This is a genomic window from Mycobacterium sp. (genome assembly GCF_035506235.1).
Taxonomy (GTDB): domain Bacteria; phylum Actinomycetota; class Actinomycetes; order Mycobacteriales; family Mycobacteriaceae; genus Mycobacterium.
On record NZ_DATJPU010000161.1, the window covers coordinates 1 to 24,972 of the forward strand.

Consider the following 24,972-nt stretch of genomic DNA (forward strand, 5'->3'; position numbering starts at 1 on the left):
GTGGTCCTGTTCGGCCAGTCGAGCGGCCTGTATCAGCACTACTTCTCGACGTTCCTCAACCCGATCGACTTGTTGTGGTCGTTCCTGCAAGCCGTCCTGATGGCGATCACGATCTTGTTGATCCACACGTATTTCGGCTACTTCGCTTCGGGCGGACCCGCCGGTGTCGGCGTCGCGACCGGTAACGCGGTGCGAACCTCGTTGATCGTGGTCGTGTCGGTAACGCTGCTCGTCTCGCTGTCCATCTACGGCACCAACGGCAACTTCAACCTGTCGGGCTAGGGAGGGTGGTGAAGGACAGTGACGCGTAACCTCGGGCCGGGCCCCATCCACCGCTCCGAAACCACCAGCGCCGCACGCCCTGTCGCCGCGTCACCCGGCCGCCACTTCGGCGCGCAGTCGTATGTGCGGCCCCTCGCCGGGTTGGCCACCATCGTCCTGATCGGCCTTATCTTCGCCGTCGCGATAGGCCTGTTCCAGGGCTCCTTCACCACGAGCGTGCCCGTCACCGTCGTCTCGCCGCGCGCAGGCCTGGTGATGAACCCGGACGCCAAGGTGAAGATGCGCGGCGTCGAGGTCGGCAAGGTCGCCACGATCGACGTGCGGCCGAACGGCGAAGCCGTCCTGCACCTTGCGATGCAACCGTCGCAGATGCATTTCATCCCGGCCAATGTGCTCGTCGACATCGCATCGACGACGGTGTTCGGCGCCAAGTTCGTTGAGCTGGTGCCGCCCGCCGAGCCGTCGGCCCAGCCGCTGCGCGCAGGTCAGGTGCTCGAGGGCGAGCACGTCACCGTCGAAATCAACACGGTCTTCCAGCAACTCACGTCGCTGCTGTCGACGATCGACCCTGCCAAGCTCAACGAAACCCTCGGCGCGATAGCGTCGGCGGCCAACGGCCGCGGTCACAAGATCGGCCAGATGCTGCACGATCTGGATTCCTTCCTGGCCACCCAGGAGCCCGGCCTTCCCGCGCTGAGCCACGATCTCGAGGCCCTGCCCGTGGTGAGCAACGCCTATGCCGACGCGGCGCCCAACCTGCTCGCAACGGCCGACAATTCGATCAAGATCAGCAAGTCGATCGTTGACGAACAACAGAATCTGGATGCCTTCCTGATCAGTTCGATCGGCCTGGCGAACATGGGCAACGACGTGATAGGCGGCAACAGGCAAGCGCTGACCGATGTGCTCCATCTGCTGGTACCGACCACCGATGTGCTCAACGAGTACCACCAGGCGCTGTGGTGCGGCATTTCCGGCTCACTGGTGAACCTGCACGCTCCGAATCTGCCCGAGCCGATGATCAAGGTGCTGGTATACCTCGGCTTCGGCGCCGAACGCTACCGCTACCCGAGCAACCTGCCCAAGGTGGCCGCGACCGGTGGCCCACAGTGCCAGGACCTTCCGGTGGTGCCCTTCGACAAGTCCCCGCCGTTCGTGATCGCCGACGTCGGAGCCAACCCGATGCTGTACGGCAATCAGCAGTTGCTGCTCAACTCCGACGCGCTCAAGCAGCTGCTGTACGGGCCGATCGACGGGCCGCCGCGCAACACCATGCAGATCGGGCAACCCGGATGACCGGCTCACGCCCGATGATGATCAAGTTCGGGATCTTCGCCACCGTGATGGTTCTGCTGACCGTGTTCTTGTTCTTCATCTTCGGGCAGTACACGACAGGTTCGACGAACGGGTATTCGGCACTCTTCACCGATGTGTCACGCCTCAAGACCGGAGAAACCGTGCGAGTCGCCGGAATTCGCGTGGGCACCGTCAACAGCATCAGTTTGCGCCCTGACAAGAAGGTCGTGGTCAAGTTCGATGCCGATCGAAGCGTGGTGCTCACCAGCGGAACCCGCGCCGTGGTCCGCTATCTCAACCTGGTCGGTGACCGCTACCTCGAGCTGGTCGACGGTCCCGGATCCACGAAGGTGCTGCCACCCGGCTCGGAGATCCCGATCGATCGCACGGCACCCGCGCTCGACATCGATCTGCTGCTCGGTGGGCTGAGACCCGTTACGCAGGGCCTTAATCCGCGAGACGTCAATGCGCTCAGCGCAGCGCTCATCCAGGTTTTCCAGGGCGAGGGCGGAACCTTGCAGTCGCTGTTGTCGAAGACGTCGTCGTTTTCCAACACCCTGGCCGACAACAGCCAAACGGTGCAAGAGCTGATCGACAACCTCAATACCGTGGTGGGCACCGTCGACAAGGAGGGCACCAAGTTCTCCGGCGTCATCGACCGCCTCGAGAAGCTGATCAGCGGGCTCGACCAAGACCGCGACACGATCGGCACCGCGATCACCGCCCTGGACAACGGGACCGCCTCGATCGCCGACCTGCTCACCCGGGCGCGTCCGCCGCTGGCCGGCACCGTGGACCAATTGAGCCGGATCGCGCCGCTGCTCGACAAGGACAAGAACCTCATCGACATTTCGCTGCAGAAGCTGCCGAACAACTACCGCAAACTGACGAGGCTGGGAGCCTACGGCGCCTGGTTCCCCTACTACCTCTGCGGTCTGGCGTTGCGCGTCTCGGATCTCCAGTACCGGACGGTGGAAGTGGGCGTCACCCACCAGGTCACCGGGCGCTGTGCGGAACCGAAAGGTCCCGATGAATAAATATCGCGGAGCGGGCCTCATCAAGGCCGGATTCATCGGCGCCGTGCTGATAGCGCTGGTCATCGCCGTCGGCTTGAATCCCGACCAGCTGATACAGCGTGCCACCACGGTCCGCTACCAGGCGCTGTTCGCCGATGCCGGGGGCCTGGCGCTCGGCAATGACGTGATCGTGTCGGGAATCAAGGTCGGCAGCGTGACGGGCATGTCGCTACAGCACGGCGACGTGCTGGTCACGTTCACGGCCAAGGGCAATGTCCTGCTCGGCTCGGCCACCACCGCCCACATCAAGACCGGTTCCCTGTTGGGCCAGCGCGTGCTGACCATTGACTCTGCGGGCACCGGCAATCTGCATCCGATGGCCGTCATCCCGGTGTCGCGCACCTCCTCGCCCTACTCGCTGTCCGAGGCCGTCAGCGACCTGACGACCGACATCGGGGGAACCAACACCGAATCGCTCAACCAGTCCCTCGACACGCTGTCGTCGACCCTGAATCAGATTGCGCCGCAACTGGGTCCCGCGTTCGACGGGGTTTCCCGGCTTTCCCAAAGCCTCAACGCCCGCGACCAGACGCTCGGGCAACTGCTCAAGGGCGCCGCCGATGTCACCGGCATCCTGTCCCAGCGCAGCCAGCAACTCAACACGCTGATCCTGAATGCCGATGATCTGTTGTCCATGCTGGTGGCGCGGCGTCAGGCGATCGTGCGGCTCTTGGCCAGCACGTCCGCGGTGGCCAAGCAGCTATCCGGCGTGGTGCATGACAACGAATCGAAGCTGGCGCCGTCGCTGGAAAAGCTGAACTCCGTGACGGCGATGCTGGAAAAGAACCGCGACAATCTCACCAAGGCGCTGCCCGGACTCGCGAAATACGAACTGACGCAAGGGGAGACCGTGTCCAGCGGTTTCTATTACAACCCGTTCATCCCGAACTTGTTCACGTTGCAGTTCTTCCAGTGGTTGTTCGACTACACCTGGGGCTTCCGCGCCTTCGGCGCCCCCGGGCAGCCGCCGGACACCGCCGGGCCGCGGGCGCTGTTCCCATGGCCGTTCAACAAAGACCCGGGAGGGTCGCGATGATGCGGCTCGAGGTGATTCCGCGCAGAAAGCTCACGGTCGGGCTGGCAATCGTGTTGGTGGGGCTGATCGTTCTGGGTACGGCGATCGCCATCCGCAACACCTTCTTTCGCCCCACGACGATCACCGCCTACTTCCCCACCGCCACCGCGATCTACCCGGGCGACGATGTGCGGGTGTCGGGCATGAAGGTCGGCACCATCGCCTCCATCCAACCGCAGGGCACCCAGGCCAAGCTGGTGATGCACGTCGATCGGGGCGTGCCCATTCCGGCGGACGCGAAGGCGGTGATCGTCGCCCAGAACCTGGTGGCCGCGCGCTACGTCCAGCTCACTCCGGCCTACCGGACGAGCGGCCCCACCATGCATGACGGCGCCGTCATACCGATCAACCGGACGGCGGTGCCCGTCGAGTGGGACGAGGTCAAGGACCAGTTGATGCGTCTCGCAACGGAATTGGGCCCCAACAGCAAGGTGTCGACCCCGTCGGTGGCACGGTTCATCGACAGCGCCGCCGACGCGCTCGGCGGCGGCAACGGCGACAAACTGCGGCAAGCGCTGGCCCAATTGTCGGGGGTCGGGCGAGTCCTGGCCAACGGCAGCGGCAACCTCGTCGACATCATCAAGAATCTGCAGACTTTCGTCGGGGTCCTGCGGGACAGCAACGTCCAGATCGTGCAATTCGACAACCGGCTGGCCACGCTCACCAGCGTGCTCGACGACAACAAGTCCGACCTGGACGCCGCATTGACGGACCTGTCCAGCGCGGTCGGGGAGGTGCAGCGGTTCATCTCGGGCAGCCGCGACGCGACCTCCGAGCAGATTTCGCGATTGGCCGACCTCACGCAGATACTCGTCGACAACAAGATGTCGCTGAAAAACGTTCTGCACGTTACCCCGAACGCGCTCGCGAACGCCTACAACGACTACGACCCGGACGTCGGGAACATCCGCGGCGGCGTCGGACTGCAGAACCTGACCAACCCGGTGTGGGCCCTGTGCTCACAAATCGGGGGTCTGGAGAACGCCACCGGCAACGAATCCGGCAAGCTGTGCGGCTTGTACCTGAGCCCGGCGCTCAGGGTGTTCAACCCGCTGCTGTACTTCAACTTCAACTATTTCCCGATTCCCATCAACCCGATCCTGGCCCCGGTGTTCGACTCGACGAACGTCGTCTACACCGAGCGGCGGCTGGCGCCCGGCGGGGAAGGCCCGAAACCGACGCCGCCCGAATTGCCGCCCGCGGTATCCGCCTACACCGGGCTGCCGGGTGATCCGGTCGGGCCGCCGGGTTCGGTGCCGCTGGGGCGGATACCGGGCGCGGCGATGCCGGAGCCGCCGCCGCCGACCACGCCGGTTCAACCGGCGCCGCCACCGGCGAACGTTCAGGACATGCTGCTCCCCGGGGAAGGGCAGCAACCATGACCGCCCGGGTTGCCCTCCGGCGCGTGCTCGGCATCGGGTGCGCCGTCATGCTCGCCACCAGCGGCTGCGCGTTCAACGGCCTGAACTCGCTGCCGCTGCCGGGCGCGGTGGGACGCGGGCCGGGAGCGACCACCTACCACGTCGAGCTCGCCAATGTCGTGACGATGGAACCGAATTCGCCGGTGATGATCGGCGATGTCATCGTCGGCAGCATCAGCAAGATGAGGGTGCGAGGGTGGCACGCGGACGTCGAAATCTCGGTGAAACCCGGCACCGTGATCCCCGCGAATGCGGTGGCAAGCGTCGGCCAGACCAGCCTGCTGGGATCCATGCACTTGGCTCTGAACCCCCCGCTGGGCCAGCCGGCGAGCGGGCGGCTGCAACCGGGCGCCACGATCCCGCTGAACCGGTCGTCGACCTATCCGTCCACCGAACAGACCCTGTCGTCGCTGTCGGTGATCCTCAACGCCGGGGGCCTGGGCCAGATTGGCGACATCATCCACAACTTCAACCTCGCCCTGTCCGGAAACGAAGGCGCCGTTCGCGATCTGCTGGAGCGCCTCGACAGGTTCGTGGGCACCTTCGACCAGCAGCGCGACAACCTCGTCGCGTCGATACGCGCGCTCAACCGCCTTTCCGGCACCTTCGCCGCTCAACGCGACGTGATCACCCAGGCGCTGTACAAGATTCCGCCCGCACTGGACGTGCTCATCAAGGAGCGGCCGCGGCTGACAACGGCGCTCGACAAGCTGGGGACGTTCAGCAACACCGCCACCAGGCTGGTCAACGACGCGGGCGACGACCTGGTCAAGAACCTGCAAAACCTCGGGCCGACGATCAAGGCGCTCGCCGACATCGGGCCGGATCTCGACGCCGCCCTCGCTTACGCGCCGACGTTCCCGTTCACCCAGGGCTTCATCGACCGGTATGTCCGGGGTGACTACACCAACGGCTATTTCATCATCGACTTGACGAACTCCGGGCTCCGCAAGAGCATCCTGCTGGGCACCCACTGGGCACGGTTGGGCGCCGAAGCCGTGCCGGCGCCGGGGGATCCGGAGTACCTGCAGTTCAAGTACGGCGCCCCGCCCGGCGCGCCCGGGGGAGTCGTGGCGCCCGGACCGGTCGGGGAGCCGTTGCGGATGGGATTCTGGCCGCCACCCTGGCAACCCGGAGTGCCCCCGCCAAACGCGCCACCGGCGACGGTCAGTGCGCAGTCGGGAGACGCCCCGGCCCCGGCGCCGCCGGTGTCGCCGTTGATCGCGGGCATGACGATGCTCGGCCCCGATGCGCAGAACGCGCCGCCATCCGCGGCGCCGGCGTTGCCCGGCCCGCCGCCATCCGCGGCACCGGCGCCGGCAGCCGACCAGGGTGCCCCGGTACCGGGCGCGGTGCCGACCACCGGCCAGCCGACGGACGGGGGCTCGTAGATGCTGACCCGCTTTGTCCGCATCCAGTTGGCGATCTTCACGATCGTCGGGATCATCGGTGTGATCGTGATGGTGCTGTGGTACATCCAGGCGCCCACGCTCCTCGGCATCGGCAAGATGACCGTCACGCTCAAGCTGCCCGCCACCGGGGGGCTGTATCGCTTCAGCAACGTGACCTACCGCGGGGTGCAGATCGGCAAGGTGACCGCCGTCGGGCTGACCCCCCAGGGCGCGCAAGCCACGCTCTCCCTTGACACTTCGCCGAAGATCCCCGCGGACCTGAAAGCGGAGGTGCGCAGCATCTCCGCGGTCGGCGAGTATTACGTCGACTTGCGGCCACGAAACGACTCGGCGCCCTACCTGCACGACGGCTCGGTCATCGCCGTGAACGACGCGACGATCCCGCAGCCGATCGGTCCCGTGCTCGACCAGTCCAGCGCGTTGATCAACAGCATCCCCAAGGGCAAGCTCGGCCAATTGCTCGACGAGTCCTTCCAGGCATTCAACGGCGCCGGTTTCGATTTCGGATCGCTTTTCGACTCCTCGGCACGAATCTCCGGTGACCTCAACGGTGTTGGCGACCGCGCGCGCAGCCTGACCGAAGACACCGGGCCCTTCCTCGATGCGCAAGCCCAGACCGCCGACTCGATCCGGACATGGGCGCGCAGCCTCGCCGGTTTCAGCGGCCAGCTGGCCACGAACGACCCACAGATCCGCACGTTGCTGCAACGGGGGCCGGGGGCCTTCGACGAGGCGTCGCGGCTGCTCGACCAGATCAAGCCGACGCTGCCGGTGCTGCTCGCCAACCTCACCACGATCGGCCAGATCGGCGTCACCTACCACGCTTCCCTCGAGCAGGTACTGGTGCTGCTGCCGCCGTTCACCGCGGCGATTCAGTCGTTTCTCGGCACGAAGAGCCCGAGCGGGTTGGCCACGGGCGCTTTCAATCTCGTCCTCAGTGATCCGCCCGCGTGCACGGTCGGTTTCCTGCCGCCGAGCCAATGGCGTGCCCCGGCCGACACCCGAGTTGTCGACACCCCGGACGGGCTGTATTGCAAGCTGCCGCAGGATTCGCCCATCGGGGTGCGCGGCGCCCGCAACTATCCGTGCCAGGGGCAGCCCGGGAAGCGTGCGCCGACCGTCGAAATCTGTGAGAGCGACAAGCCTTTCGAACCGCTGGTGATGAGGCAGCACATCTTCGGCACCTATCCGCTCGACCCGAACCTGATCGCGCAGGGCATCCCGCCCGACGACCGCGTCAACTGGAACCGCGAAAGAATCTTCGGGCCGGTGGAGGGAACGCCACTTCCTCCCGGAGCGGTTCCGCGGGGAACGCCCCCGGGATCATCGTTACCGCCGCCGGCGGCCCCGCTGAGCCCGGCGGCGCAGATGGGCGAGGTCTCGCCCATCGCGCCGATCGACGTTCCCGCCGCCCCGGCCGCCGCGCCCGGCAGCCCGCCGGCCCAGCCTTCAGCGGCGCCAAGCGCGTTCGGGCACAACGACGCGTCCGCGCCCGGTCCGTCGGTCGCCGTCGCGCAGTACGATCCGCACACCGGCGGCTACGTCACCCCCGACGGCCGGGTTTATCGTCAGGCGGACCTGGTCCCGCCCACGTCGCCCAAGGCGCCGAAAACGTGGAAGGACATGTTCACCACGTGAAACCGGCTGCACGCGTTCAGGTTACGCGCGGCGGTTCATCCAATTTTGTCCAGCCGGAACGGCTGGTCGATGTACATCGGCTCGTTGGTGCCGCAGACCCCGGGCGGGCCGACCGTATGTTCTCGTCCGGCCAGGACCGACGACCCCGGCGCGTTTTCACCGGTCTCCGGGTTCGCGGGATAGAAGTAGACATAGTCCTTGCCGGTGAATGAGCTGCCGTCGGGGCAGGTTTCCCAGTTCGGGATGTCGCGTTTGAGGTACCAGTTAAGCCCGTCGTGCATGGTCAGCGGTGCGGTCCAGCCCTGGTCGCTGACCACCTGGCCCTTGCAGTCCTCGGCGGTGTCGCACGAGGTGGTGATCTTCCAGGTGCTGCGCACCACGGCCTCCTGGTGATACACCTCCTTCGTCCGGGCCCAGTCGCCGATCACCGTGGCGGTGTACGTCCCGTTGATGGCGGGGTCGTAGGCCCATGCGGACGGCGCCATCCCCACACCCGCGGCCACCCCGGCGGCGACCATTGTCGCGCTTACCGCCATATTCACTGAACGCATCGCGTGCTCCTTGACGCGCTAAACACCGCAATTCTCAAGCGAATCGAATTCACAGACTAACATCATCCGCGCGTATCGCGGAATGGTTTAGACCGCGCTCTGGACGGCTCACACGGCATCGAATTTCTCGATAAGCCAGGAACCGTTGACCTTTGTCAGCGCCACCCGGAGGCTGCTCGATGTCTCCACCGGTTGGGGCTTTTCCTTGCTAATCGTTTTCTGCCTGACGAACACGAGCACGACGGCCGAGGTCGGATGCAGTTCCGACACGGCGGCCTTGACCACCGTGGCGGTCGTCGTCACCTGGCCGCGCTGCGCCGACGGTCCCACGATCTGGTCTGCGAACCGCTGATAGTAGGCCAGATAGTCCTCGGTGAGCCGGGATTTGGCGTTGGCGAAATCACGGTCGAGGGTGTCGGGCGAATAGGACAGCAAAGCCACGGCACCATCGCTGGCCGCCCTGATGACCTGGTGCGCGGCGGCGCGGTCGGTCTGCACATCGGGCCGGTAGTCGAGGTAGAAAATCCGGGCCGCGTTGCCGACGGCCGCAATAAGCAGCAGTGTCAACAGAATTGGGCGCCACCTGGCCAGGCAACGACGCGTCCAGCGCCCGATCGCGCGGCGGGGCGCCGGGTCCTGAAGTGACTTTTCGGGCGCTGCGCTGTCGACCTTCACGGGACGAACTCGACTCTGGAAATCTTGAGCTGCCCCGCGTCCTTTAGGACGGTGACGACGAGCCGTAATGATCGCGACTCCGGTTTATCAGGACCCGGCTTGGTGAACTCCGACTTCGCCGCGACGAGAACGGTTGCCGAATCCTCGGTCATGGATTCCACCGCGGCGGCCTGCACGGAACCCTTGGAGCTGACCTTCGACTGCTCCACCGCCTTCACGGCATCCTCGGCGCCCATCAAAATGCCGGCCTTGAACAGCCCGGTGGTGTCGTCGGCCCAACGCTGCATGTCGTCTCGCGCCTTGTTCGGATCGATCGACATCATCAGCAGCACGCCGTTGCGGGCCGCCGCCGCGAACTCCGCGGTGCGCTGCCGTTCCCGGGCGACGCCGCGGTGATGCCACACCAAGTACCCGCTCGCCGCCAGCGAGGCGCAAATGAGCATGAACGCTGCGGCCGCGGCCTTGGCCTTCCGGCCCGGGGGACGGGGCCGCAGGCGCCGCCAGCGCGACGGTGCCGACTTGGTCGCTACGGCGGGGTTGCGGTTGCCTTGCTCGCTTTTCGCGGCCTCGGCCTGCCGGCGCAGCAGCTTCGCGCGGGCGCGGGCGGCCTCGGCCCGCGCTTCCGCCTCGGCGATTTCCGCGGCTTCTGGCGCTTCTGCGACCGAGGTGGACGGCGATCCGGACGGGGACATCCCCTGTCGATCGTCGGCGTGGGTGGCCCCAGCGGGAAGCTTGCGCCGAGGCACCCGATCACCTCCTCGTGCGCGCCTACAGGAGAGCCACATTATCACCGCCAGGCGGGGGCGCCGGCGATGACGACGGCGGCATTGAACGGGCATCCTCTCTGGGCCGGAGAATTCTATTCCCAGCGCTGCGCGAAGTAATTTAAAGTAATCCCGTGCGATTCTTTGTGGCAGCGGTCGCCGTATTCCTGGGCCTCGGCGCGTTGGCGGCGCCGCCGGCCGGTGCCGCACCGGTTAATTGCGATTATCCCGATTGCACGCCGGGCATCATGCCGCACGTCATTCTTGGTACCTACTGCGACAACACCACTTACTACGTGTTTGGTACCGCCGATTACTACGTGTCCGGCACCACCCAGACCGGACGGCTGATGTTCTGCGGCTCTCCGCGGCGGTATCAGCCCCGCTGGTTCCGGTCACCGCCGATGGCCGGCGTCAAGGACGAGGGCTCGTCTTGCACCGATTATCCGGAGTACTACGTCGCGCAGGCGCCGGATGGCCTGTTCCTGGTCTGCAATGCGCATGACGGAGTACAGAACTGGGAGCGCGGGGACACCTAATTCGCCGCCGAACTCACGGCCGCGTGTTCGGGATCTCGGGCCAGTCTTGGAAGGGGCTGGGGCCCCAGTAATCGCCATTGTGAATCGTGCCGTCCCTGTCCCGATGGTGCGCGTCGTGACAGGTGGTCGGGTCCCATTGGGGTCCCCACGACGGATCGAACGGCTGGCCCGGGCACCAGTGATATCCGACGAAAGGCCAGGGTGGATTGTCGGCGCGAGCGCCGGCCGCGGCGCCCACACCGACCAGTCCAAAGCCGGTGGCGGCCATGATCGCCGCGGCAGCGAAACGCGCGACTTTGTTCATGGGAAAACCGTACCCGAGCACCGTCGGACGTGGCCAAGAAAGTTGCCGGACGTCACGTTCAGTCGGGCGCGTCGATCAAGCGGCGGGTGATGCGTCCCAACTGGGAACGCAGGGCGTCGTCGTCGATATCGGCCACCAGGGGGGACACCACCCCGACCGCGATGGCGCCCGACAGCATTGCCGCCGATACCCGCGCGTCCTCGGCGGCGTCGCCGAGCAGCACACCGTAGAGGCGCTGGATGAATTGCTGGAACGGTTCGTGCTCGCCCAGTAACCGCACGATGACGGGGTCGAACTGCAGGGTGCTTGCGGCGCCGCGACGTTCGACGGCGACGTCGATGACCCGATCGAGCAGCACCTCCCGCGCCCTGCTCCGGTGGTCATGTGCCTCCGCGGCCTCCAGGGCCTCCTCGAGACCCCCGAGCTCGCGCTCCGTGAGCGCGATGACGATTTGCTCCTTGGTCCTGAACTGGTGGTAGACGGCGGCTTTGGTGACGCCGATGGCGTCGGCGATCATCTGCAGCGACGTTCCGCCGACGCCGTGCTCGGCGATCAACTGCAGCGCGGCATCGAGGATGCGTGTCTGCGCGGCGCTGCGCGTGATGAAGCGAAACCGGCTCCTGGTCGGCGGGGAAGCCACACTCCGAAGCGTAGCCGATCGGCTATTGACCGCGGGTAGCCGATCGGCTAGTTTCCCTGACTAACCGGGCGCGGCCAAACGACCTGGCGCGCTGGAAGGAGTCACCGATGACCGGCATCGGCGCCAACCAGACGCCGGGTTCTCCGCGAAAGGCCTTGCGGCGCACCGACGGCGAGTTGATCCTGCTGTGGACGCTGCCCGCAACGGTGATCATCTGGATCGCCTGCTTTTTCCTGTTTCCGGGCTTCAACCCGCCGATGTCACCGACGATGACGGCGGAGCAGGTTGCCGCGTTCTACCGCGATCCGGCCCACCTGCCGGAGATCCGCTACAGCATGATCGTGTTCAACTGGTTCGGCGTGTGCCTGGTGCCGATTCTGGCTCTGATCGTCTTGCAGGTCCGCAGGATGGCGCATCGGACGCCGATCTTCTCCTACGCGATGCTGGGCTGCGTGGCCGGCGGTCCGACTCTTTTCCTCATCGCGAACGTCTGCTGGCTGCTGGCCGCCTTCCGTACCGAACGCAGCCCCGAGCTGACCCAGTTGCTCAACGACTTCGCCTGGATAACGTTCACGATTCTCGTTCCCTTTCTGATCGGGCAAAGCGTGATCCTGGCCCTGGCAATCTATTTCGACGATCAGCCGCGCCCCGTCTTCCCGCGCTGGGTGGCCCATTTCAACCTGGTCGTGGCGGCCGCGCTGGTACCCGCGGCGTTCGTCGGCGTGGCCCTGACGGGCCCGCTGGCCTGGAATGGCGTCCTGTCCTTCTGGGTGAAGAACGTTGCCATCGGCGTGTGGATCGTCGTGATGGGCGTCGCGTTGGGCCGGGCGGTGTATCGGGAGCGCGCCGAGAACGGTAGGCGCGAAACGGAACTGGTTGGCGCATGAACGCGGTGATGACGCCGTCGTCGTCCGCGGCCATGCCGCCCTCGGGGCCGCTGCACCACCGAATCGGTTGGCACCTGCGGCACGGCCCCAAACGCGAGCTGTGGCTGGCTTGGGCGGTGCTCGTGGTCTTCTACAACCTGTTCTTCCCGGTGTTCTTCATAGTTGCGCAGGTCCAGCCGCCGCCGCAGCCCACCTGGGACCTCGCGACGCAGGCGCACTGGTTTCACGAACGCCACCTCGGGATACCTGTGGGCTTCGGCATCATATTCGCCATCGGCGGCATGATCGCGATCAACAACGCCCTCATCGCGTATTCGATGCGGCGAATGTCGGTCAGCCCGGCGTTCGGGTATTCGTATCTGATCATCTACTCGCTCAGTGCGGTTCCCGGCATGCTGCTGCTCAACATCGCGCTGATCGTGGGGACGCTGCGGCCCGAGCGGGACCCCGAAGCGCTCGGTTGGCTCTATGACTTTGCCTTCTTGTCCTTCGACGGAACCATGGGGGTTTTCCTGATCGGCTCGCTGATCTGGATGGTTGCGATCCTGCTCGACCGAAACCGGGTGTTTCCCAGGTGGTTCGGCTACCTCAACCTGTGCAACGCACTCACCGAGGTCGTCGTGGCACCGTGCTGGATCTTCCGGCGTGGCGTGTTGGCATGGAACGGTCAGATCGCCTGGTGGCTGGACATGGTCGTGTTCGGCGTCTACCAGGTCACGTTTATCGTCATGCTATTTGGGATGATTCAGCGCGAGGACTTCGGCACCGGGCCTCTCCCGGAATTCAAGCCCGGCCTTCCCAGGAAGACGGTGGCCCCGCGATGACCGACTTAGCCCACAAGGACGCACGCGCGCGGTTCGTGCCGGGCCAGCCCGACATGTGGGCCTTCGTTCTGTTCGAGACCCTGGTTTTCACAGGGTATTTCGGCTTCTACCTGTTCTACCGCAGCCGAAGCCCCGAGCTTTTCCTGCACTCGCAGGCGCAGCTCGACCTCCGTATCGGGGTCGTCAACACGTTGGTCTTGTTGCTGAGCTCCTGGTCGGTGGCGCGGTGTGTTCAGTCGTCCCGGGCCGGCGCATACCGAGCGGCTCTCAGGGACGTCTTCCTCACGGCCGAATTCGCCGCCGTGTTCCTCTTCTTCAAGGTGTTTGAGTGGGTGCGGTTGGTCCGCATGGGAAATGGGCTGGACAGCAACGACTTCTTCACCTACTACTTCTTCCTCACCGGGATCCATTTCGTGCACCTGCTGATCGGCTTCGTCGTGCTGGGTGTGGTGGCCTACCAACTTCGAAGTCCGGCAAGGCGATCCCAGGAAAACATCGAAACGTGCGCCACCTACTGGCACACCGTCGACTTCCTCTGGGTGCTCATCTTCGCGCTGCTGTACGTGGTGAGGTGATCGGTGATCACTTTCAACAAACGGCTGTTGGTCGTCTGGGTGGTGCTGGCGTCGCTCACGCTGGCTTACCTGACGATCGATCACTCGGCGGACGGTTCCCCCAGGCCCAGCGCGGCGGTCACGTCAAGCGTCATCGTGATCGCAGTTATCAAGGTGCGCATCATTTTCCGCGAGTTCATGGAAGTGCGGCAGGCGCCGGCCTTACTGTGCCGCCTGACGGACGCCTGGGTGATACTGATCGCCGTGAGCTTGCTGGCCTGCTACTTCGCCGGATCGGCGATCCGGTAAGTCTCAAGGCCGCGCTTCAGATGATCCCGTAACCGATTCCGGTGGCCGCCGCCTGCGCGAGCGACCAAACCATCGGCTGCGTGAGCGGCCGGGAAAATGACGGCGTCGCCGGTATGGAGTCGGCCGCGGCGCTCCATAACACCACGTTCACCCGCCCTGTCATCGTGGAGGGTGCTTGCAGACCGTCGAGCTCCGGCCAGGTTGTGTAGATCGCGCGGGCCCAGCGCCGGCAGATAGCTCGGGGTGCGGCGAGCAGCGCCGCCGAAGCGGTGTTGCGCAATAGCCACGTTCCCGACACGTCCAGCAACTGGAGTGGCCGCGTTGGCTCCCAGGCGGTAAGCCGTGGCGCGCCAGCGTGTGTGTCGATCAACCGCGTCGTTTGGTAGACCTCGGCCAGGCCGGTGGCCAGGTCGGTCGCGGCATACAGGACGCTGTCACGATGGCTGGCGGGTTGCAGGCCTGGATGAGGGTCCCAACGCATCGTTGCCAGCGGGCCGTAGGTGCGTAACTCGTTCCACGGTCGCACGCGGTCACCGTTGGTGCGGTGGATTCGCCACAATACGCCCGTGTAGTCAACGACGTCGGCGGATTCTTTGGTGAGCCGGTCGGGCGGCGTTCGCGGAACTTTCGGCTTGGGCCGACTCACCAGCGGCTGATGTCCGAGATGAAGCCGGCGATCAGAGTGGGATCACCACCGGCAGCGAGGTATTCGATCGGTGTGCGGTCGCCGAAATCTGGTTGCGGCGTCTTCATAAACGCTTCGACGGCTGACGGTGTTGCGTCGCGCGGTATCGCTGGCACGATCACATCAAGGCCGGGAACCAGCTGTCGGCCGAGGAACTGCCAGCGAGGGATGCGGCGGTTCCCGTTAATGTCGAACGCCCACAATGCTTTTCCGGTGATACGCCGTGACACGCGGGACCGGTCGATTTGCAGGAGCACGGCGGCTTCCTTGATACTCATCGACCTAGAAAGCGTGTCACCGAGTTCCTGTACAGCCGACCGCGCCCGGGCCTGACGTTCCTTCTCACCCGACCAGTTGTCGATCACCGCTGCCGCCCCGGGACCTGCATGCGCGCGAAGAAATCGCACTTCATCCGTAGACATGGGCGCCGCGCCCACGCCGGGGATCGTCGCGAACGCAGAGTCCAACTGGTCCAGCACATCTTCGCTCGTCAGGTCGAGCTGGTGCCTTTCCAACAGCGCATCAAGCCGATGAGAACCGGATCCACCCATAACGCACATACTAGCACTGCCGTGCTGCTCAGTGCCCGCGGCTGGACGATCTCCGCAGTGGAGCCCTAATCGCCTTTCGGTGTGAAGGTCAGGTGCAGTTCGCTGAGCCCACGCAGAATGTACGTCGGCTCGTAGGTGTATCGGCGGTCGCCGGCGGGCCCGTGCTCGGCCTCGTTGATCTTGATGTCGGTCATCCGGTCCAGGATGCGTTCGATGGAGACCCGGCCCTCGACCCGGGCCAGCGGTCCACCCGGGCACGAGTGCACACCGCGCGCGAACGCCATGTGCTCGCGGACGTTCTTGCGGCGGAGGTCGAACTCGTGGGGGCGTTCGAACCGGCGTGGATCCCGGTTGGCCGCTCCCGGTAACACCATGACGACGGTGCCGGGGGCGATATCGACGCCGCCGACCGTGGTGGCTTTGCGCGCCAGCCGCGAGTCGCACTTGACGGGGCTGTCCATCCGCAGCGATTCCTCGATGAACCCGGGGATCAGGCTGCGGTCGTCGCGCAACTGTTGCTGGATGTCGGGGCGGTCGCCCATCACCTGTAGCGCGGCGCTCAGCAGCTTGGCCGTGGTTTCCTGGCCGGCGGCGAACAGGAACGTCGCCGAACGCACCACCTCGATGACCTCGGGGGTGGATCCGTCCGGATACTTCGCGGTGGCGAGGGAGGTCAGCACGTCGTTGCGCGGTTCCCGCCGCCGGTCCTCGATGTAGGAGCAGAATTTGTCATCGAGCCACTCCAGCGGGTTGACGCCGACCGACTCGTGATCCAGGCCGCCCACCCGGCCCGCTTTGTCGGCGCCCAGGACAACGCGAAACTCTTTGTGGTCCTCCTCCGGAACGCCGAGCAGGTCGGCAATCACCAACGTGGCGAAGGGCTTTGAGTACTCGCTGATAAATTCGCAGTGGCCGTTGACCAGAAATTCGTCGAGCTGGCGGTCGGCGAGGCGCCACATGAATTCCTCGTTCTGCTTCAGCCTGCTCGGCGTCAGCAGCTTGGCCAGCACCGACCGCGCGCGGGTGTGGTCCGGCGGGTCCATGGTGACCATGTGCTCGTTCATCGGGAAGTAGCTGCGGTGCTCGTCGATCTGCGGGCTGATGTCGTCGCCCTCGGGCTGGAAGGGGAGCGGTGGGAACGGGCCGCCGAGCGCGACGATGTTCGAAAAGGTGTCGGGGTCCTTGTAGACCTCGGTGGCCTCCTCGTAGCCGGTGACGGCGACGACGCCGTAGTGCGGGAGCCGCAGCACCGGGTTCTGGCTGCGCAGGTAGTCGAAGTAGGGGTGCGGATCCGGCACGAGAGATTGATCGGTGAAGAAGTCGATCGTGTCGAAGCTGGTCATGTCGTGCATGCCTCCAAGAGCCGGTGCTGGCCGAAGGGTGGATCGGCGGCGCGACTTTACGCCGCCCAAGTCCGATATGCGTGAAGTGCTGAGCACCTGCTTAGCATGGCGGTAATGTCAGGGTCAAGGTCGCAACGCCCGGGCAACTCGATGACCTGGCTACGATCGGGCATGCGCGACACTGAGGTGTCGCCGGTAGGTCGAGAGTATGGAGTCAAGGCATGTCGTCTGCTTCCCCGGCCCGCAGGATCGGGGCGCCGGACGCGAAGAACCGCGGCCTGCTGCTCGACGCGGCCGAGCAGCTGATGCTCGAAGAGGGCTATGCGGCCGTCACGTCGCGTCGGCTCGCCAGCCGGGCGGGGCTCAAACCCCAGCTGGTGCACTACTACTTCCGCACCATGGACGAGCTGTTCCTCGAGGTCTTCCGGCGCCGCGCCGAGGAAGGGCTTCAGGTGCAGGCGCGAGCGCTGCAAAGCCCTCAGCCGCTGTGGGCGCTGTGGAGATTCGGCACCCATCCCGCGTTCACTCGAATCTCGATGGAATTCATGGCACTGGCCAACCACCGCAAGGAGATGCGAGCCGAAATCGCTTACTACGCCGAACGTTTTCGCGAGGAGCAGCGCCAGGCGGTGGCCGCCGCGCTGCGGCGTTACGGTGTCGAGAGCGAGGACGTGCCGCCGGTGGTGTGGACGGTCCTGATGACCAGCCTTTCGCGGTTCCTGGTGCTCGAGCAGGCCGTCGGCATTGCCGGCGGTCACGCCGAAACCCTGGAGCTGGTCGAGAGCTACCTGCGCCGCCTGGAAGGCGAGCCGCAGCCCGTCGCGGGCATGTCGCCCGCCTGGGTGGTTCACCAGGATCGCAACGAGCAGAGCGCGCCCTTGGGGCCGATCTTGGAGACCACGACCTTCCCGTCCACCGACAGGTCGCATTGAATGCCGCCCGATGCCGCGGGTGCACGACCGGTGGTGGCGGTCACCATCGCCCACTCATCCGGGTTCAACAGGTTCACCGGCTGAACCCATGGCGCACCCGGGGCCACATCGGCGTGGACCTGCGGGGTGAAGGTATAGGGGTTGTGGCTGTAATCGGAGAACAGCGTCGGGTCCTGATCTTGATAGAAGATGTCGACGTGGGCCGGGCTCGTGGACGAGACGATGTACACGACCTGATGCCAGACCGGATCGGCGTATGCCCGTCCGGGGTTCACCAGCAGGCAGGTAAGCCCGATCAACATCGCCGGGCTGATGCCCAAAAGTTTCTTCGCGGTGGTCATGTCGCTCCTCCGGCCGCCGGACGCGGACTGGCGGTGCGGTTCATCACCCGCTCTGCGGCCTGCCAGTGGGCGTCGGCAACCCAAAGCCGTGCAAAGGATGCTATCGCTTCATCAGCGGAAACGCCGCTGATTACCCGTTTTATCTCGGCCGCCGGGTGGTGGGCCAGCGAAGTGGCGACCGATCGCCACCCTTGGTCGAAAGAGGAGCGGGGAAAAACCAGATCCACCAAGCCAATCCGCTCCGCCTCGGCGGCGTCGAGGGCGGTTCCCGTGCCCGCCAGGAGCAATGCCTTGCCCTTTCCGACGATCGAGGCCAGTCGTTCGGCGCCGCCCCAGGCCGGCATGATCTCCAGCGTCACCTGATTGAAGGCGATCTTGATGTCGTCGGCGGCCACCCGAATGTCCGCGGCGACAGCGAATTCGGCGCCGCCGCCGAAAGCGTGGCCGTTCAGGGCGGCGACGACCGGAGCCGGAAACGCCGCCAGCTGATCGCAGATGGACCGCATCCGGCCGGCCATCGCCGCGGCGTCCTCTTCGGTGCGCAGCGCGCTCAGCTCCTTGAGATCCCCGCCCGAGACGAAGGCCCGGTCGCCCGCGCCCGTGATGACCAGGGTCCGCGCGCCCGCCGCGGCGTCGATCGCCTTCTCCAGCTGCTCCATGGTGTCCAGCGCAATGGCATTGCGCGCGTGCGGGCGATCGATGGTGAGCACGGCCAGCCCGTCATCGAGCTCCAGGTCCACCATGGCGTCATCGCTCCAGTGATAGGGACGGCCGGGAATTTACCGATATTGGCATTCTCCTGCGGGGAGAATAACATCATCGCAGCAGGCCCTGAAGTTTCGTCAGGCAGGATCGAGGTGGCCGAGTGCGTAACCGAATCGTGGCGATAGCCGCTGCGGCGCTTGCCGTGGCCGCCCTGGGCGCCTGCAGCCCAAAGCCGCGAAGCCCGATCTCCAGCACGGCGTCGGTGACCGTCAACGGAAACGACGCGAACATCCATGTGGTCAACTGCAGCCAGTTGGAGTGGTACCGGACGATCGACATCGGCGGCGACTTCGCCGGGGCCAAGGTTGTCATCGACCAACGCGCCGAGCCGCTTACCGCCGAGTCGGTGCGCATCCAGAATCTGGGCGGCTTCACCGGCATGTACTCGGCACATGACGGGGGCAATGCGGACATGAGTCTGAGCGGCGACAGATTCACGATCACCGGCACCGCCAACGGCTATAAGACCGACAATCCGGGCGAAGCGGCTTCTGCGACGTTCAAAATCATCGCGACGTGCTGATCGGGGAGTTCGTCAGACGCCGCCGAGCGCCCCGAACGGCCGTACTCCCCTAGGGCTCTCGCCGTTCGCCGGACGCCGTCGCACGCAACGTCTTCAAATAGGCCTCGGCGACGGGCCGCGGTCGCGCCAGCGGACCGCGGTGGTCCAGGCCAGGCATGACGGTGACGCCGGCGGCCGGCAGGCTGGCGGCGATTGCGGTCGCCGCTGTCCGGAAGTAGGGCGGGCTGTGTTGGCCGACCAGGAAGTGCACCGGCGTCGAGATCGCCTCGTAGGCCGACGCCGGCCCGTCCAGACGCAACGCCTCTCGCCCTTCCTTGGGAACCGTTGGCAGCACCTCGCGTTCGGCTTTCCACACGGTGTTGACCCCCAGCCGGCTGACCGCCAGAGTCGCCCAGAAAGGCAGGTCGTCGAGGTGACGCCCAATCCGCAGGCCGCGGGTGAGTTCGGCTATCGCGCGCGCGTGACGTCCCTCTTCGACGGATCGGGTGAACGAGGGCAAGAATCCCAGCGGCATGGAACCGTCGACGCTCACCGCGGCGTCGTAGACCACCACGCAGTGAAGTTGCTCGCGATGCGCCCGCAGGGCCGTTTGCAGGGCGGTCAGTCCGCCGAAGCTGTGTCCGAACAGGTGTCGGGAGTCGGTCTCTGCCAGTACGGCCAGAGCGTCGTCGCACTCCCGGTCCATCCCGTACGCCTCTCCTTGGGGACCGCTGGCGCCGCGGCCCCGTCGCTGGACCACATGGACGGTGTGCGATCCGGCCAAAGCGTGCGCGAAGCGGCGATATCGGGCCGGCGGCGCCAGCGAGCCGGACAGGACGACGACGCCGGGCCCCGCGCCGAGGCTGTCGAAGGCGATGCGGGTGCCGTCCGGGGAGGTGACGAATCCGCGGTGGAAGTGGTGCCTGGCCATGTGACTCCATTCGTGTCCTGCACCCCGCGTGCAATGTATCGCGTGTGCGCCCCGGCGCCGAGCCCACCGGCAGTTGCGGCATCCGCAGTACGAGAATAATATTCTCCCAAATTGCGAAGGAGGATTTCATGGGGCAACTGTCGCACCGGGTGGACGTTCCGTTCCCGCTCTTCGACGCGGATAACCATCTCTACGAGCCGCCGGAGGCGCTGACCAAGTTCCTGCCCAAGGAGTACAAGGACTTCGTCCAGTACGTGCAGATCAACGGGCGCACCAAGATCGCGCTCCGCGGCGTGATCAGCAACTACATTCCCAACCCGACCTTCGAGGTCGTCGCCCGGCCGGGCGCCTGGGAGGAGTACTTCAAGTACGGCAACCCGGAGGGCAAGAGCAAGCGTGAGTTGTTCGGCGAGCCGATGCGCGCGATCCCGGCGTTCTTCGAGCCCGGCCCGCGCCTGGAGAAGATGAACGAGCTGGGCCTGGACCGCACCCTGATGTTCCCGACGCTGGCCAGCCTGATCGAGGAACGTCTGCGCGACGACCCGGTCGCCATCCACGTCCTGATCCATGCGCTGAACCAGTGGCTCGACGAGGTCTGGGGCTTCAACTACCAGAACCGCATCTTCACCACACCGGTCGTCACCCTGCCGATCGTCGAGAAGGCGATCGAGGAGCTGGAGTGGGTGGTCAAGCGTGGCGCGCGGTGCATCCTGATCCGCCCGGCACCGGTCCCCGGCTTTCGCGGCCCGCGGTCGTTCGCGCTGCCCGAGTTCGACCCGTTCTGGGAGCGGGTCGTCGAGCACGACCTGCTGGTCGGCATGCACTCCAGCGACAGCGGCTACTCCCGGTACACCTCCGAGTGGGACGGTGCCGACCAGGAGATGCTGCCGTTCCAAACCAATGCGATGGGCATCCTCAACGAGTGGCGGCCGATCCAGGACGCGGTGGGCTCGTGGGTGATCCACGGCGCGCTCTACCGCCACCCCAGGCTGAAGGTTGCCATCGTCGAGGCCGGATCGAAGTGGATGATCCCGCTGCTGGACGGCCTGGCCGAGGTGTACCGGAAGGCCCCGGAAGCCTTCCCGAGCGACCCCGTCGAGATGGTCAAGAACCGGATCCACGTCAGCCCGTTCTTCGAGGAGGGCATCGACGATCTGATCAACCTCGTCGGTGTGGACCAGGTGCTGTACGGCTCGGACTGGCCGCATCCGGAAGGGCTGGCGGAGCCGACCTACTACATCAACGCGCTGTCGCATTTGCCCGTCGAGGATCAGGCGAAGATCATGGGCGGCAACCTCGGTCGGCTCGTCACGGTGTGACGTCCAGCCAGTCATGGCAGACCATCCCCGAGATGGTCTTGAGCGCGGGGGACCGCTTCGGCGACGCGGAAGCGGTCGTGGACGGTCCGCTGAGGTTGACATTCAGACAGGTCGTCGAGAGAATCCGTTGCGCCGCAGGAGCCTTCGCCGACCTCGGTGTCGGTGAGGGCGACCGAGTCGCGATCTGGGCGCCCAACTCCGCGGAGTGGATCATCGCGGCGTTCGGGCTGCTCACCGCGGGCGGCGTGCTGGTGCCGGTCAACACCCGGTTCAAGGCCGGGGAAGCCGGCGACGTCATCGTCCGCAGCGCGGTCAAGGCCGTCCTGGTGCAGAAGGGATTCCTGGACCAGGACTACACCGCGCCGGCGGGCATACCGGTCATCGATCTGAAGTCCGAGTTCCTCTCCGGCGGTGCCCCGCTCGAGCGGGCGGTGAGCGGCAGCGACGTCTCGGACATCATCTTCACGTCGGGCACCACCGGCCGCCCGAAGGGCGCGATGATGAATCACCGCCAGACGCTGCGCATGTACGAGGAGTGGGCGACGCTCGCGGACTTGCGCGAGGGTGACCGCTATCTGCAGATCAACCCGTACTTCCACACGTTCGGCCTGAAGGCGGGACTCATCACGTCCTTCCTCCGCGGTGCGACGATGCTCCCGGTCGCGGTCTTCGACCTGGACACGGTGGTGAATCTCGTTGCGCGAGAGCGCATCACGATGCTGCCCGGACCCCCAACGCTATACCACTCGCTGCTGAGGGTTCGCGACACGGCCAAGCTGTCGACCCTGCGGGCCGGCGTGACCGGCGCCGCCGACATCCCCGTCGAACTGGTCCGTCGCATCCACAGCGAACTGCCGTTCCAGACGTTGATGACGGGATACGGGCTCACCGAGGCCGGCAACGTGACGCTGTCGCGTCCCGGTGATTCGTTCGAGGACGTGGCCACCACCGCGGGCCTGCCCTGCGAGGGGGTCGAGGTGCGCATCGCCGACGACGGCGAGGTGCTGGTCCGCGGCTATGGCGTCATGCAGGGCTATCTCGACGATCCCGTCGCGACGGCGGAGGCGATCGACGCCGACGGCTGGCTGCACACCGGGGACCTGGGCAACCTGGACGACGGTTCTGATGGTGGTGACCCGCCACGCCCAGCTTCGCTGGGCTCGCGATCACCACGAAGCCGCCTCCGCATCGTCGGCCGCAAGAAGGACATGTTCATCGTCGGGGGATTCAACGCATACCCGGCCGAGATCGAAGGCTTCCTCATGCATCACCCGGCCGTCGCGCAGGCGGCGGTCATCGGCGTTCCCGACGAGCGGCTCGGCCAGGTGGGCAAGGCGTTCGTCGTCGCGAAAGGCGCTGTCAGCGCTGAGGAATTGATCGGCTGGTGCCGCGAACGCATGGCGGGCTTCAAGGTGCCGCGGTCGGTGCAGTTTCTGGACGCGCTGCCGCTCAACGCCACCGGCAAGGTGGTCAAGGACCTGCTGCGCTAGGACGCGGATGCACCGCCGTATGCCGGATAAGAGAACGTCATTTCCACAGCTTATTGCGCGTTTGTAGAGCGGCAGCCCGGCGGGTTGAGCCGAACGCTCACGAGAAGGTGATAACGTGGCTCTCCTGGTGGTCACGACATTCGCGGCGGAAAGAATATCGGCGCAAGTGCTCGCGCGCTGACGCGTAGCCCGAGTAGGGTTGCCCAACGGCGACGGCCGGAAGCAGCCTTGCCAGGCGGGCAAGCGGTAGAGGAGTTTGGCATTGAGTCACGAACAGCCTTGTTCTCGGGCTGGTGAGCGGTGAGTGGCGGCGCCCGCCAGAATGCCGCCGAAAAATCGGTTCCGGTGAACGAGGACGAAACCCCAAGCACTGCCGCCGAAATCCGGGCACTGGCCGAACAGGCCGAGGCCGAGGCCGAAGAAGCAGAGGCCCTTGCCGCCGCCGCCCGCGCCCGCGCGCGGGCCATCCAGTTGCGCCGCGAAGCCGAGCTCGCCGAAACCAAGCAACGGGTCACCGAAGAAGCCGTCTCAGCAGAAGTAGAGGAGACGGACGCAACGGAATCCGCCGAGGCCGGGGTGGCGGCGGGTGACACTGAGGCCGCGGACGAGGCGGAAGGCGCCGAGACCGAAGAGCCGCTGGTGGAGGCCGGAGCCGATGTGCCCGCCGACGCGGCGCAGCCGGTGCCACGCCGCTCCCGCCTCGCCGGACGCCTGCACCGCCCCAAGTGGTCGACTCTTGCCGCGGGTCTGGCGATCGTCGTCATCCTCGCCGCGCTGGCGGGCAGCGGTTACATGATCAAGGCTCATCGCGATGCCGTTCAGCAGCGTCAGCGTGCGGCCGAGTTCGTCGCCGCGGCACGCCAGGGTGTCGTGAGCTTGACGTCGCTGGACTTCAACAACGCCAAACAAGGGGTGCAGCACATCCTCGATAACTCCACCGGCTCGTTCAAGGACGACTTCCTGAAGATGGCCGACGATTTCACCAAGGTGGTGGAGCAATCGAAGGTGGTTTCGCAAGGCAGCGTGCAGGCCGCGGCCGTGGAACTGGGCACCATGACCAGGGATTCAGCGGTGGTGCTGGTTGCCTCCACCTCTGAGGTCACGAATGCGGCCGGCGCCAAGCAGGATCCACGCAACTACCGGCTCATCGTGACGGTCGCCCGCGACGGTGGCCAGCTCAAGATATCGAAAGTCGAGTTCGTGCCGTGACCGCAGACAAGACATCGGACCAGAAGACCGCGGAGGTCGACGAGACCGCCGAGGTCGAGGAAACGACCGACGCCGAAGACATCGGCGCCGCGCAGGACATCGACGCCGTCGACGGTGAGGGCAAGGGGCAGGGTCGACTGAAGCGCCTTGCCGCGCAGGCGAAGAAGCGGTCGTCGGGGAAGATCGTTCCCGCGGTGCTGGCGCTGCTCGTGATCGCGTCGCTGGCCTTGCTCGGCGCACTGTACTGGTTTTCCTACCGGCCCGACCGGGCGACCGATGCGGGCGCCAACAAGGCGGCGATCTCGGCGGCGAGCGAAGGGACGGTGGCGGTGCTGTCTTATTCGCCCGACACCCTCGACCGCGACTTTTCTTCCGCTAAGTCGCACCTGACCGGCGACTTCCTGTCCTACTACGACCAATTCACCCAGCAGATCGTCGCCCCGGCCGCCAAGCAGAAGTCGGTGAAGACCACCGCGGTCGTCCTTCATGCCGCGGTGTCGGAGCTGCGTCCGGATTCGGCCGTCGTGCTGCTGTTCGTCAACCAAAGCACGCAGAGCAGGGACCGGCCGGAGCCGACGTTCACCAACAGCAGCGTGTCGGTCACGCTCACGAAAGCTCATGGCAAATGGCTGATTTCGTCGTTCAACCCGGTATAGG

Annotated in this window: 29 protein-coding genes; 18 read left to right on the forward strand and 11 right to left on the reverse strand. The window is 65.8% G+C overall.

What is annotated here, in order from left to right; translation table 11 throughout:
• From VMD50_RS15055 to VMD50_RS15085, 7 genes are all read left to right on the forward strand, one after another.
• A partial coding sequence (locus VMD50_RS15055; protein WP_325428539.1) for an ABC transporter permease occupies window positions 1–282 on the forward strand: 282 nt, incomplete at its 5' end.
• Between the two features lie 18 nt (window positions 283–300).
• The gene (locus VMD50_RS15060) at window positions 301–1,578 is read left to right on the forward strand and encodes an MCE family protein (RefSeq protein ID WP_325428540.1); all 1,278 of its coding nucleotides are present in this window, start codon (window positions 301–303) and stop codon (window positions 1,576–1,578) included.
• Entirely contained in the window at window positions 1,575–2,615 is a 1,041-nt protein-coding gene (locus VMD50_RS15065; protein WP_325428541.1) for an MCE family protein, read from the forward strand. The genes VMD50_RS15060 and VMD50_RS15065 overlap by 4 nt, the downstream gene beginning before the upstream one ends.
• On the forward strand, window positions 2,608–3,690 hold the full coding sequence (locus tag VMD50_RS15070; RefSeq protein ID WP_325428542.1) for an MCE family protein: 1,083 nt from the start codon (window positions 2,608–2,610) through the stop codon (window positions 3,688–3,690). The genes VMD50_RS15065 and VMD50_RS15070 overlap by 8 nt, the downstream gene beginning before the upstream one ends.
• Window positions 3,687–5,111: an MCE family protein gene (locus VMD50_RS15075; protein ID WP_414686073.1), complete on the forward strand. Its 1,425-nt coding sequence runs from the start codon at window positions 3,687–3,689 to the stop codon at window positions 5,109–5,111. The genes VMD50_RS15070 and VMD50_RS15075 overlap by 4 nt, the downstream gene beginning before the upstream one ends.
• Window positions 5,108–6,541 carry an MCE family protein gene (locus tag VMD50_RS15080; RefSeq protein ID WP_325428544.1) on the forward strand — a complete coding sequence of 478 codons (1,434 nt, stop codon included), beginning with the start codon at window positions 5,108–5,110 and terminating at the stop codon, window positions 6,539–6,541. The genes VMD50_RS15075 and VMD50_RS15080 overlap by 4 nt, the downstream gene beginning before the upstream one ends.
• Window positions 6,542–8,200 (forward strand): MlaD family protein, encoded by a 1,659-nt coding sequence (locus VMD50_RS15085; protein ID WP_325428545.1) that lies wholly within the window; start codon window positions 6,542–6,544, stop codon window positions 8,198–8,200.
• A gap of 35 nt (window positions 8,201–8,235) precedes the next feature.
• On the opposite strand, the gene VMD50_RS15090 is transcribed toward VMD50_RS15085, so the two are convergent.
• The 3 genes from VMD50_RS15090 to VMD50_RS15100 form a co-directional block, all read right to left on the reverse strand.
• Window positions 8,236–8,751 carry an Rv2253/PknI dimerization domain-containing protein gene (locus VMD50_RS15090; protein ID WP_325428546.1) on the reverse strand — a complete coding sequence of 172 codons (516 nt, stop codon included), beginning with the start codon at window positions 8,749–8,751 and terminating at the stop codon, window positions 8,236–8,238.
• A gap of 108 nt (window positions 8,752–8,859) precedes the next feature.
• A complete protein-coding gene (locus VMD50_RS15095) occupies window positions 8,860–9,426 on the reverse strand; it encodes a twin-arginine translocation pathway signal (RefSeq protein ID WP_414686074.1) in 567 nt (188 codons plus the stop codon).
• Window positions 9,423–10,172 carry a hypothetical protein gene (locus VMD50_RS15100; protein ID WP_325428548.1) on the reverse strand — a complete coding sequence of 250 codons (750 nt, stop codon included), beginning with the start codon at window positions 10,170–10,172 and terminating at the stop codon, window positions 9,423–9,425. The genes VMD50_RS15095 and VMD50_RS15100 overlap by 4 nt, the downstream gene beginning before the upstream one ends.
• A gap of 152 nt (window positions 10,173–10,324) precedes the next feature.
• Here VMD50_RS15100 and VMD50_RS15105 point away from each other — a divergent pair, with 152 nt between their 5' ends.
• Window positions 10,325–10,729, forward strand: a complete 405-nt coding sequence (locus VMD50_RS15105; protein ID WP_325428549.1) for a hypothetical protein — start codon at window positions 10,325–10,327, stop codon at window positions 10,727–10,729.
• A 13-nt stretch (window positions 10,730–10,742) separates the two neighbouring features.
• Here the strand turns inward: VMD50_RS15105 and VMD50_RS15110 are convergent, their stop codons facing one another.
• Window positions 10,743–11,033: an Mtp family mycobacterial-type pilin gene (locus VMD50_RS15110; RefSeq protein ID WP_325428550.1), complete on the reverse strand. Its 291-nt coding sequence runs from the start codon at window positions 11,031–11,033 to the stop codon at window positions 10,743–10,745.
• A 58-nt stretch (window positions 11,034–11,091) separates the two neighbouring features.
• Window positions 11,092–11,673, reverse strand: coding sequence for a TetR/AcrR family transcriptional regulator (locus VMD50_RS15115; RefSeq protein ID WP_325428551.1), 582 nt, complete (start codon window positions 11,671–11,673; stop codon window positions 11,092–11,094).
• A 107-nt stretch (window positions 11,674–11,780) separates the two neighbouring features.
• Between VMD50_RS15115 and VMD50_RS15120 the strand changes: the two genes are divergently transcribed.
• The 4 genes from VMD50_RS15120 to VMD50_RS15135 are packed head-to-tail and all read left to right on the forward strand — an operon-like array spanning window position 11,781 to window position 14,247.
• Window positions 11,781–12,560, forward strand: a complete 780-nt coding sequence (locus VMD50_RS15120; protein WP_325428552.1) for a hypothetical protein — start codon at window positions 11,781–11,783, stop codon at window positions 12,558–12,560.
• Complete coding sequence (locus tag VMD50_RS15125) at window positions 12,557–13,384, forward strand: hypothetical protein (RefSeq protein WP_325428553.1); 828 nt, start codon at window positions 12,557–12,559, stop codon at window positions 13,382–13,384. Before VMD50_RS15120 ends, VMD50_RS15125 begins: the two co-directional genes overlap by 4 nt.
• Window positions 13,381–13,959, forward strand: coding sequence for a cytochrome c oxidase subunit 3 family protein (locus VMD50_RS15130; protein WP_325428554.1), 579 nt, complete (start codon window positions 13,381–13,383; stop codon window positions 13,957–13,959). Before VMD50_RS15125 ends, VMD50_RS15130 begins: the two co-directional genes overlap by 4 nt.
• A gap of 6 nt (window positions 13,960–13,965) precedes the next feature.
• A complete protein-coding gene (locus VMD50_RS15135) occupies window positions 13,966–14,247 on the forward strand; it encodes a cytochrome C oxidase subunit IV family protein (protein ID WP_325428614.1) in 282 nt (93 codons plus the stop codon).
• A gap of 16 nt (window positions 14,248–14,263) precedes the next feature.
• Here VMD50_RS15135 and VMD50_RS15140 read toward each other — a convergent pair whose 3' ends face one another.
• From VMD50_RS15140 to VMD50_RS15150, 3 genes are all read right to left on the reverse strand, one after another.
• Window positions 14,264–14,893, reverse strand: coding sequence for an RES family NAD+ phosphorylase (locus VMD50_RS15140; protein ID WP_325428555.1), 630 nt, complete (start codon window positions 14,891–14,893; stop codon window positions 14,264–14,266).
• On the reverse strand, window positions 14,890–15,483 hold the full coding sequence (locus VMD50_RS15145) for a DNA-binding protein (protein ID WP_325428556.1): 594 nt from the start codon (window positions 15,481–15,483) through the stop codon (window positions 14,890–14,892). The genes VMD50_RS15140 and VMD50_RS15145 overlap by 4 nt, the downstream gene beginning before the upstream one ends.
• 65 nt (window positions 15,484–15,548) lie before the next feature.
• On the reverse strand, window positions 15,549–16,826 hold the full coding sequence (locus VMD50_RS15150; RefSeq protein WP_325428557.1) for a cytochrome P450: 1,278 nt from the start codon (window positions 16,824–16,826) through the stop codon (window positions 15,549–15,551).
• Between the two features lie 221 nt (window positions 16,827–17,047).
• Between VMD50_RS15150 and VMD50_RS15155 the strand changes: the two genes are divergently transcribed.
• The gene (locus VMD50_RS15155; protein WP_325428558.1) at window positions 17,048–17,758 is read left to right on the forward strand and encodes a TetR/AcrR family transcriptional regulator; all 711 of its coding nucleotides are present in this window, start codon (window positions 17,048–17,050) and stop codon (window positions 17,756–17,758) included.
• Here the strand turns inward: VMD50_RS15155 and VMD50_RS15160 are convergent.
• Together VMD50_RS15160 and VMD50_RS15165 are read right to left on the reverse strand one after the other, a co-directional pair.
• Window positions 17,674–18,060, reverse strand: coding sequence for a hypothetical protein (locus VMD50_RS15160; RefSeq protein WP_414686076.1), 387 nt, complete (start codon window positions 18,058–18,060; stop codon window positions 17,674–17,676). The genes VMD50_RS15155 and VMD50_RS15160 overlap by 85 nt on opposite strands.
• 35 nt (window positions 18,061–18,095) lie before the next feature.
• On the reverse strand, window positions 18,096–18,842 hold the full coding sequence (locus VMD50_RS15165) for an enoyl-CoA hydratase/isomerase family protein (protein WP_325428560.1): 747 nt from the start codon (window positions 18,840–18,842) through the stop codon (window positions 18,096–18,098).
• 122 nt (window positions 18,843–18,964) lie between these two features.
• Here VMD50_RS15165 and VMD50_RS15170 point away from each other — a divergent pair, with 122 nt between their 5' ends.
• On the forward strand, window positions 18,965–19,387 hold the full coding sequence (locus VMD50_RS15170; RefSeq protein WP_325428561.1) for a lipoprotein LpqH: 423 nt from the start codon (window positions 18,965–18,967) through the stop codon (window positions 19,385–19,387).
• Window positions 19,388–19,436: 49 nt separating this feature from the next.
• On the opposite strand, the gene VMD50_RS15175 is transcribed toward VMD50_RS15170, so the two are convergent.
• Window positions 19,437–20,297 carry an alpha/beta fold hydrolase gene (locus VMD50_RS15175; protein ID WP_325428562.1) on the reverse strand — a complete coding sequence of 287 codons (861 nt, stop codon included), beginning with the start codon at window positions 20,295–20,297 and terminating at the stop codon, window positions 19,437–19,439.
• A gap of 128 nt (window positions 20,298–20,425) precedes the next feature.
• Here VMD50_RS15175 and VMD50_RS15180 point away from each other — a divergent pair, with 128 nt between their 5' ends.
• The 4 genes from VMD50_RS15180 (at window position 20,426) to VMD50_RS15195 (ending at window position 24,971) form a co-directional block, all read left to right on the forward strand.
• On the forward strand, window positions 20,426–21,616 hold the full coding sequence (locus tag VMD50_RS15180; protein ID WP_325428563.1) for an amidohydrolase family protein: 1,191 nt from the start codon (window positions 20,426–20,428) through the stop codon (window positions 21,614–21,616).
• A 32-nt stretch (window positions 21,617–21,648) separates the two neighbouring features.
• Window positions 21,649–23,106: a FadD3 family acyl-CoA ligase gene (locus tag VMD50_RS15185; protein ID WP_414686077.1), complete on the forward strand. Its 1,458-nt coding sequence runs from the start codon at window positions 21,649–21,651 to the stop codon at window positions 23,104–23,106.
• A gap of 300 nt (window positions 23,107–23,406) precedes the next feature.
• The gene (locus VMD50_RS15190) at window positions 23,407–24,315 is read left to right on the forward strand and encodes a hypothetical protein (RefSeq protein ID WP_414686075.1); all 909 of its coding nucleotides are present in this window, start codon (window positions 23,407–23,409) and stop codon (window positions 24,313–24,315) included.
• Window positions 24,291–24,971, forward strand: a complete 681-nt coding sequence (locus tag VMD50_RS15195) for a twin-arginine translocation pathway signal (RefSeq protein WP_414686078.1) — start codon at window positions 24,291–24,293, stop codon at window positions 24,969–24,971. Before VMD50_RS15190 ends, VMD50_RS15195 begins: the two co-directional genes overlap by 25 nt.
• Window position 24,972: the final 1 nt, after the last annotated feature.

What these genes read in the sequence shown, in the direction of transcription:
- VMD50_RS15065 (WP_325428541.1), top strand. Translation starts at nt 1,575, where the DNA reads ATGACCGGCTCACGCCCGATGATGATCAAGTTCGGGATCTTCGCCACC.
- VMD50_RS15070 (WP_325428542.1), top strand. Translation starts at nt 2,608, where the DNA reads ATGAATAAATATCGCGGAGCGGGCCTCATCAAGGCCGGATTCATCGGC.
- VMD50_RS15075 (WP_414686073.1), top strand. Translation starts at nt 3,687, where the DNA reads ATGATGCGGCTCGAGGTGATTCCGCGCAGAAAGCTCACGGTCGGGCTG.
- VMD50_RS15080 (WP_325428544.1), top strand. Translation starts at nt 5,108, where the DNA reads ATGACCGCCCGGGTTGCCCTCCGGCGCGTGCTCGGCATCGGGTGCGCC.
- VMD50_RS15085 (WP_325428545.1), top strand. Translation starts at nt 6,542, where the DNA reads ATGCTGACCCGCTTTGTCCGCATCCAGTTGGCGATCTTCACGATCGTC.
- VMD50_RS15090 (WP_325428546.1), bottom strand. Translation starts at nt 8,751, where the DNA reads ATGCGTTCAGTGAATATGGCGGTAAGCGCGACAATGGTCGCCGCCGGG.
- VMD50_RS15110 (WP_325428550.1), bottom strand. Translation starts at nt 11,033, where the DNA reads ATGAACAAAGTCGCGCGTTTCGCTGCCGCGGCGATCATGGCCGCCACC.
- VMD50_RS15120 (WP_325428552.1), top strand. Translation starts at nt 11,781, where the DNA reads ATGACCGGCATCGGCGCCAACCAGACGCCGGGTTCTCCGCGAAAGGCC.
- VMD50_RS15125 (WP_325428553.1), top strand. Translation starts at nt 12,557, where the DNA reads ATGAACGCGGTGATGACGCCGTCGTCGTCCGCGGCCATGCCGCCCTCG.
- VMD50_RS15130 (WP_325428554.1), top strand. Translation starts at nt 13,381, where the DNA reads ATGACCGACTTAGCCCACAAGGACGCACGCGCGCGGTTCGTGCCGGGC.
- VMD50_RS15145 (WP_325428556.1), bottom strand. Translation starts at nt 15,483, where the DNA reads ATGGGTGGATCCGGTTCTCATCGGCTTGATGCGCTGTTGGAAAGGCAC.
- VMD50_RS15150 (WP_325428557.1), bottom strand. Translation starts at nt 16,826, where the DNA reads ATGACCAGCTTCGACACGATCGACTTCTTCACCGATCAATCTCTCGTG.
- VMD50_RS15155 (WP_325428558.1), top strand. Translation starts at nt 17,048, where the DNA reads ATGTCGTCTGCTTCCCCGGCCCGCAGGATCGGGGCGCCGGACGCGAAG.
- VMD50_RS15160 (WP_414686076.1), bottom strand. Translation starts at nt 18,060, where the DNA reads ATGTTGATCGGGCTTACCTGCCTGCTGGTGAACCCCGGACGGGCATAC.
- VMD50_RS15165 (WP_325428560.1), bottom strand. Translation starts at nt 18,842, where the DNA reads ATGGTGGACCTGGAGCTCGATGACGGGCTGGCCGTGCTCACCATCGAT.
- VMD50_RS15175 (WP_325428562.1), bottom strand. Translation starts at nt 20,297, where the DNA reads ATGGCCAGGCACCACTTCCACCGCGGATTCGTCACCTCCCCGGACGGC.
- VMD50_RS15180 (WP_325428563.1), top strand. Translation starts at nt 20,426, where the DNA reads ATGGGGCAACTGTCGCACCGGGTGGACGTTCCGTTCCCGCTCTTCGAC.
- VMD50_RS15185 (WP_414686077.1), top strand. Translation starts at nt 21,649, where the DNA reads ATGGTCTTGAGCGCGGGGGACCGCTTCGGCGACGCGGAAGCGGTCGTG.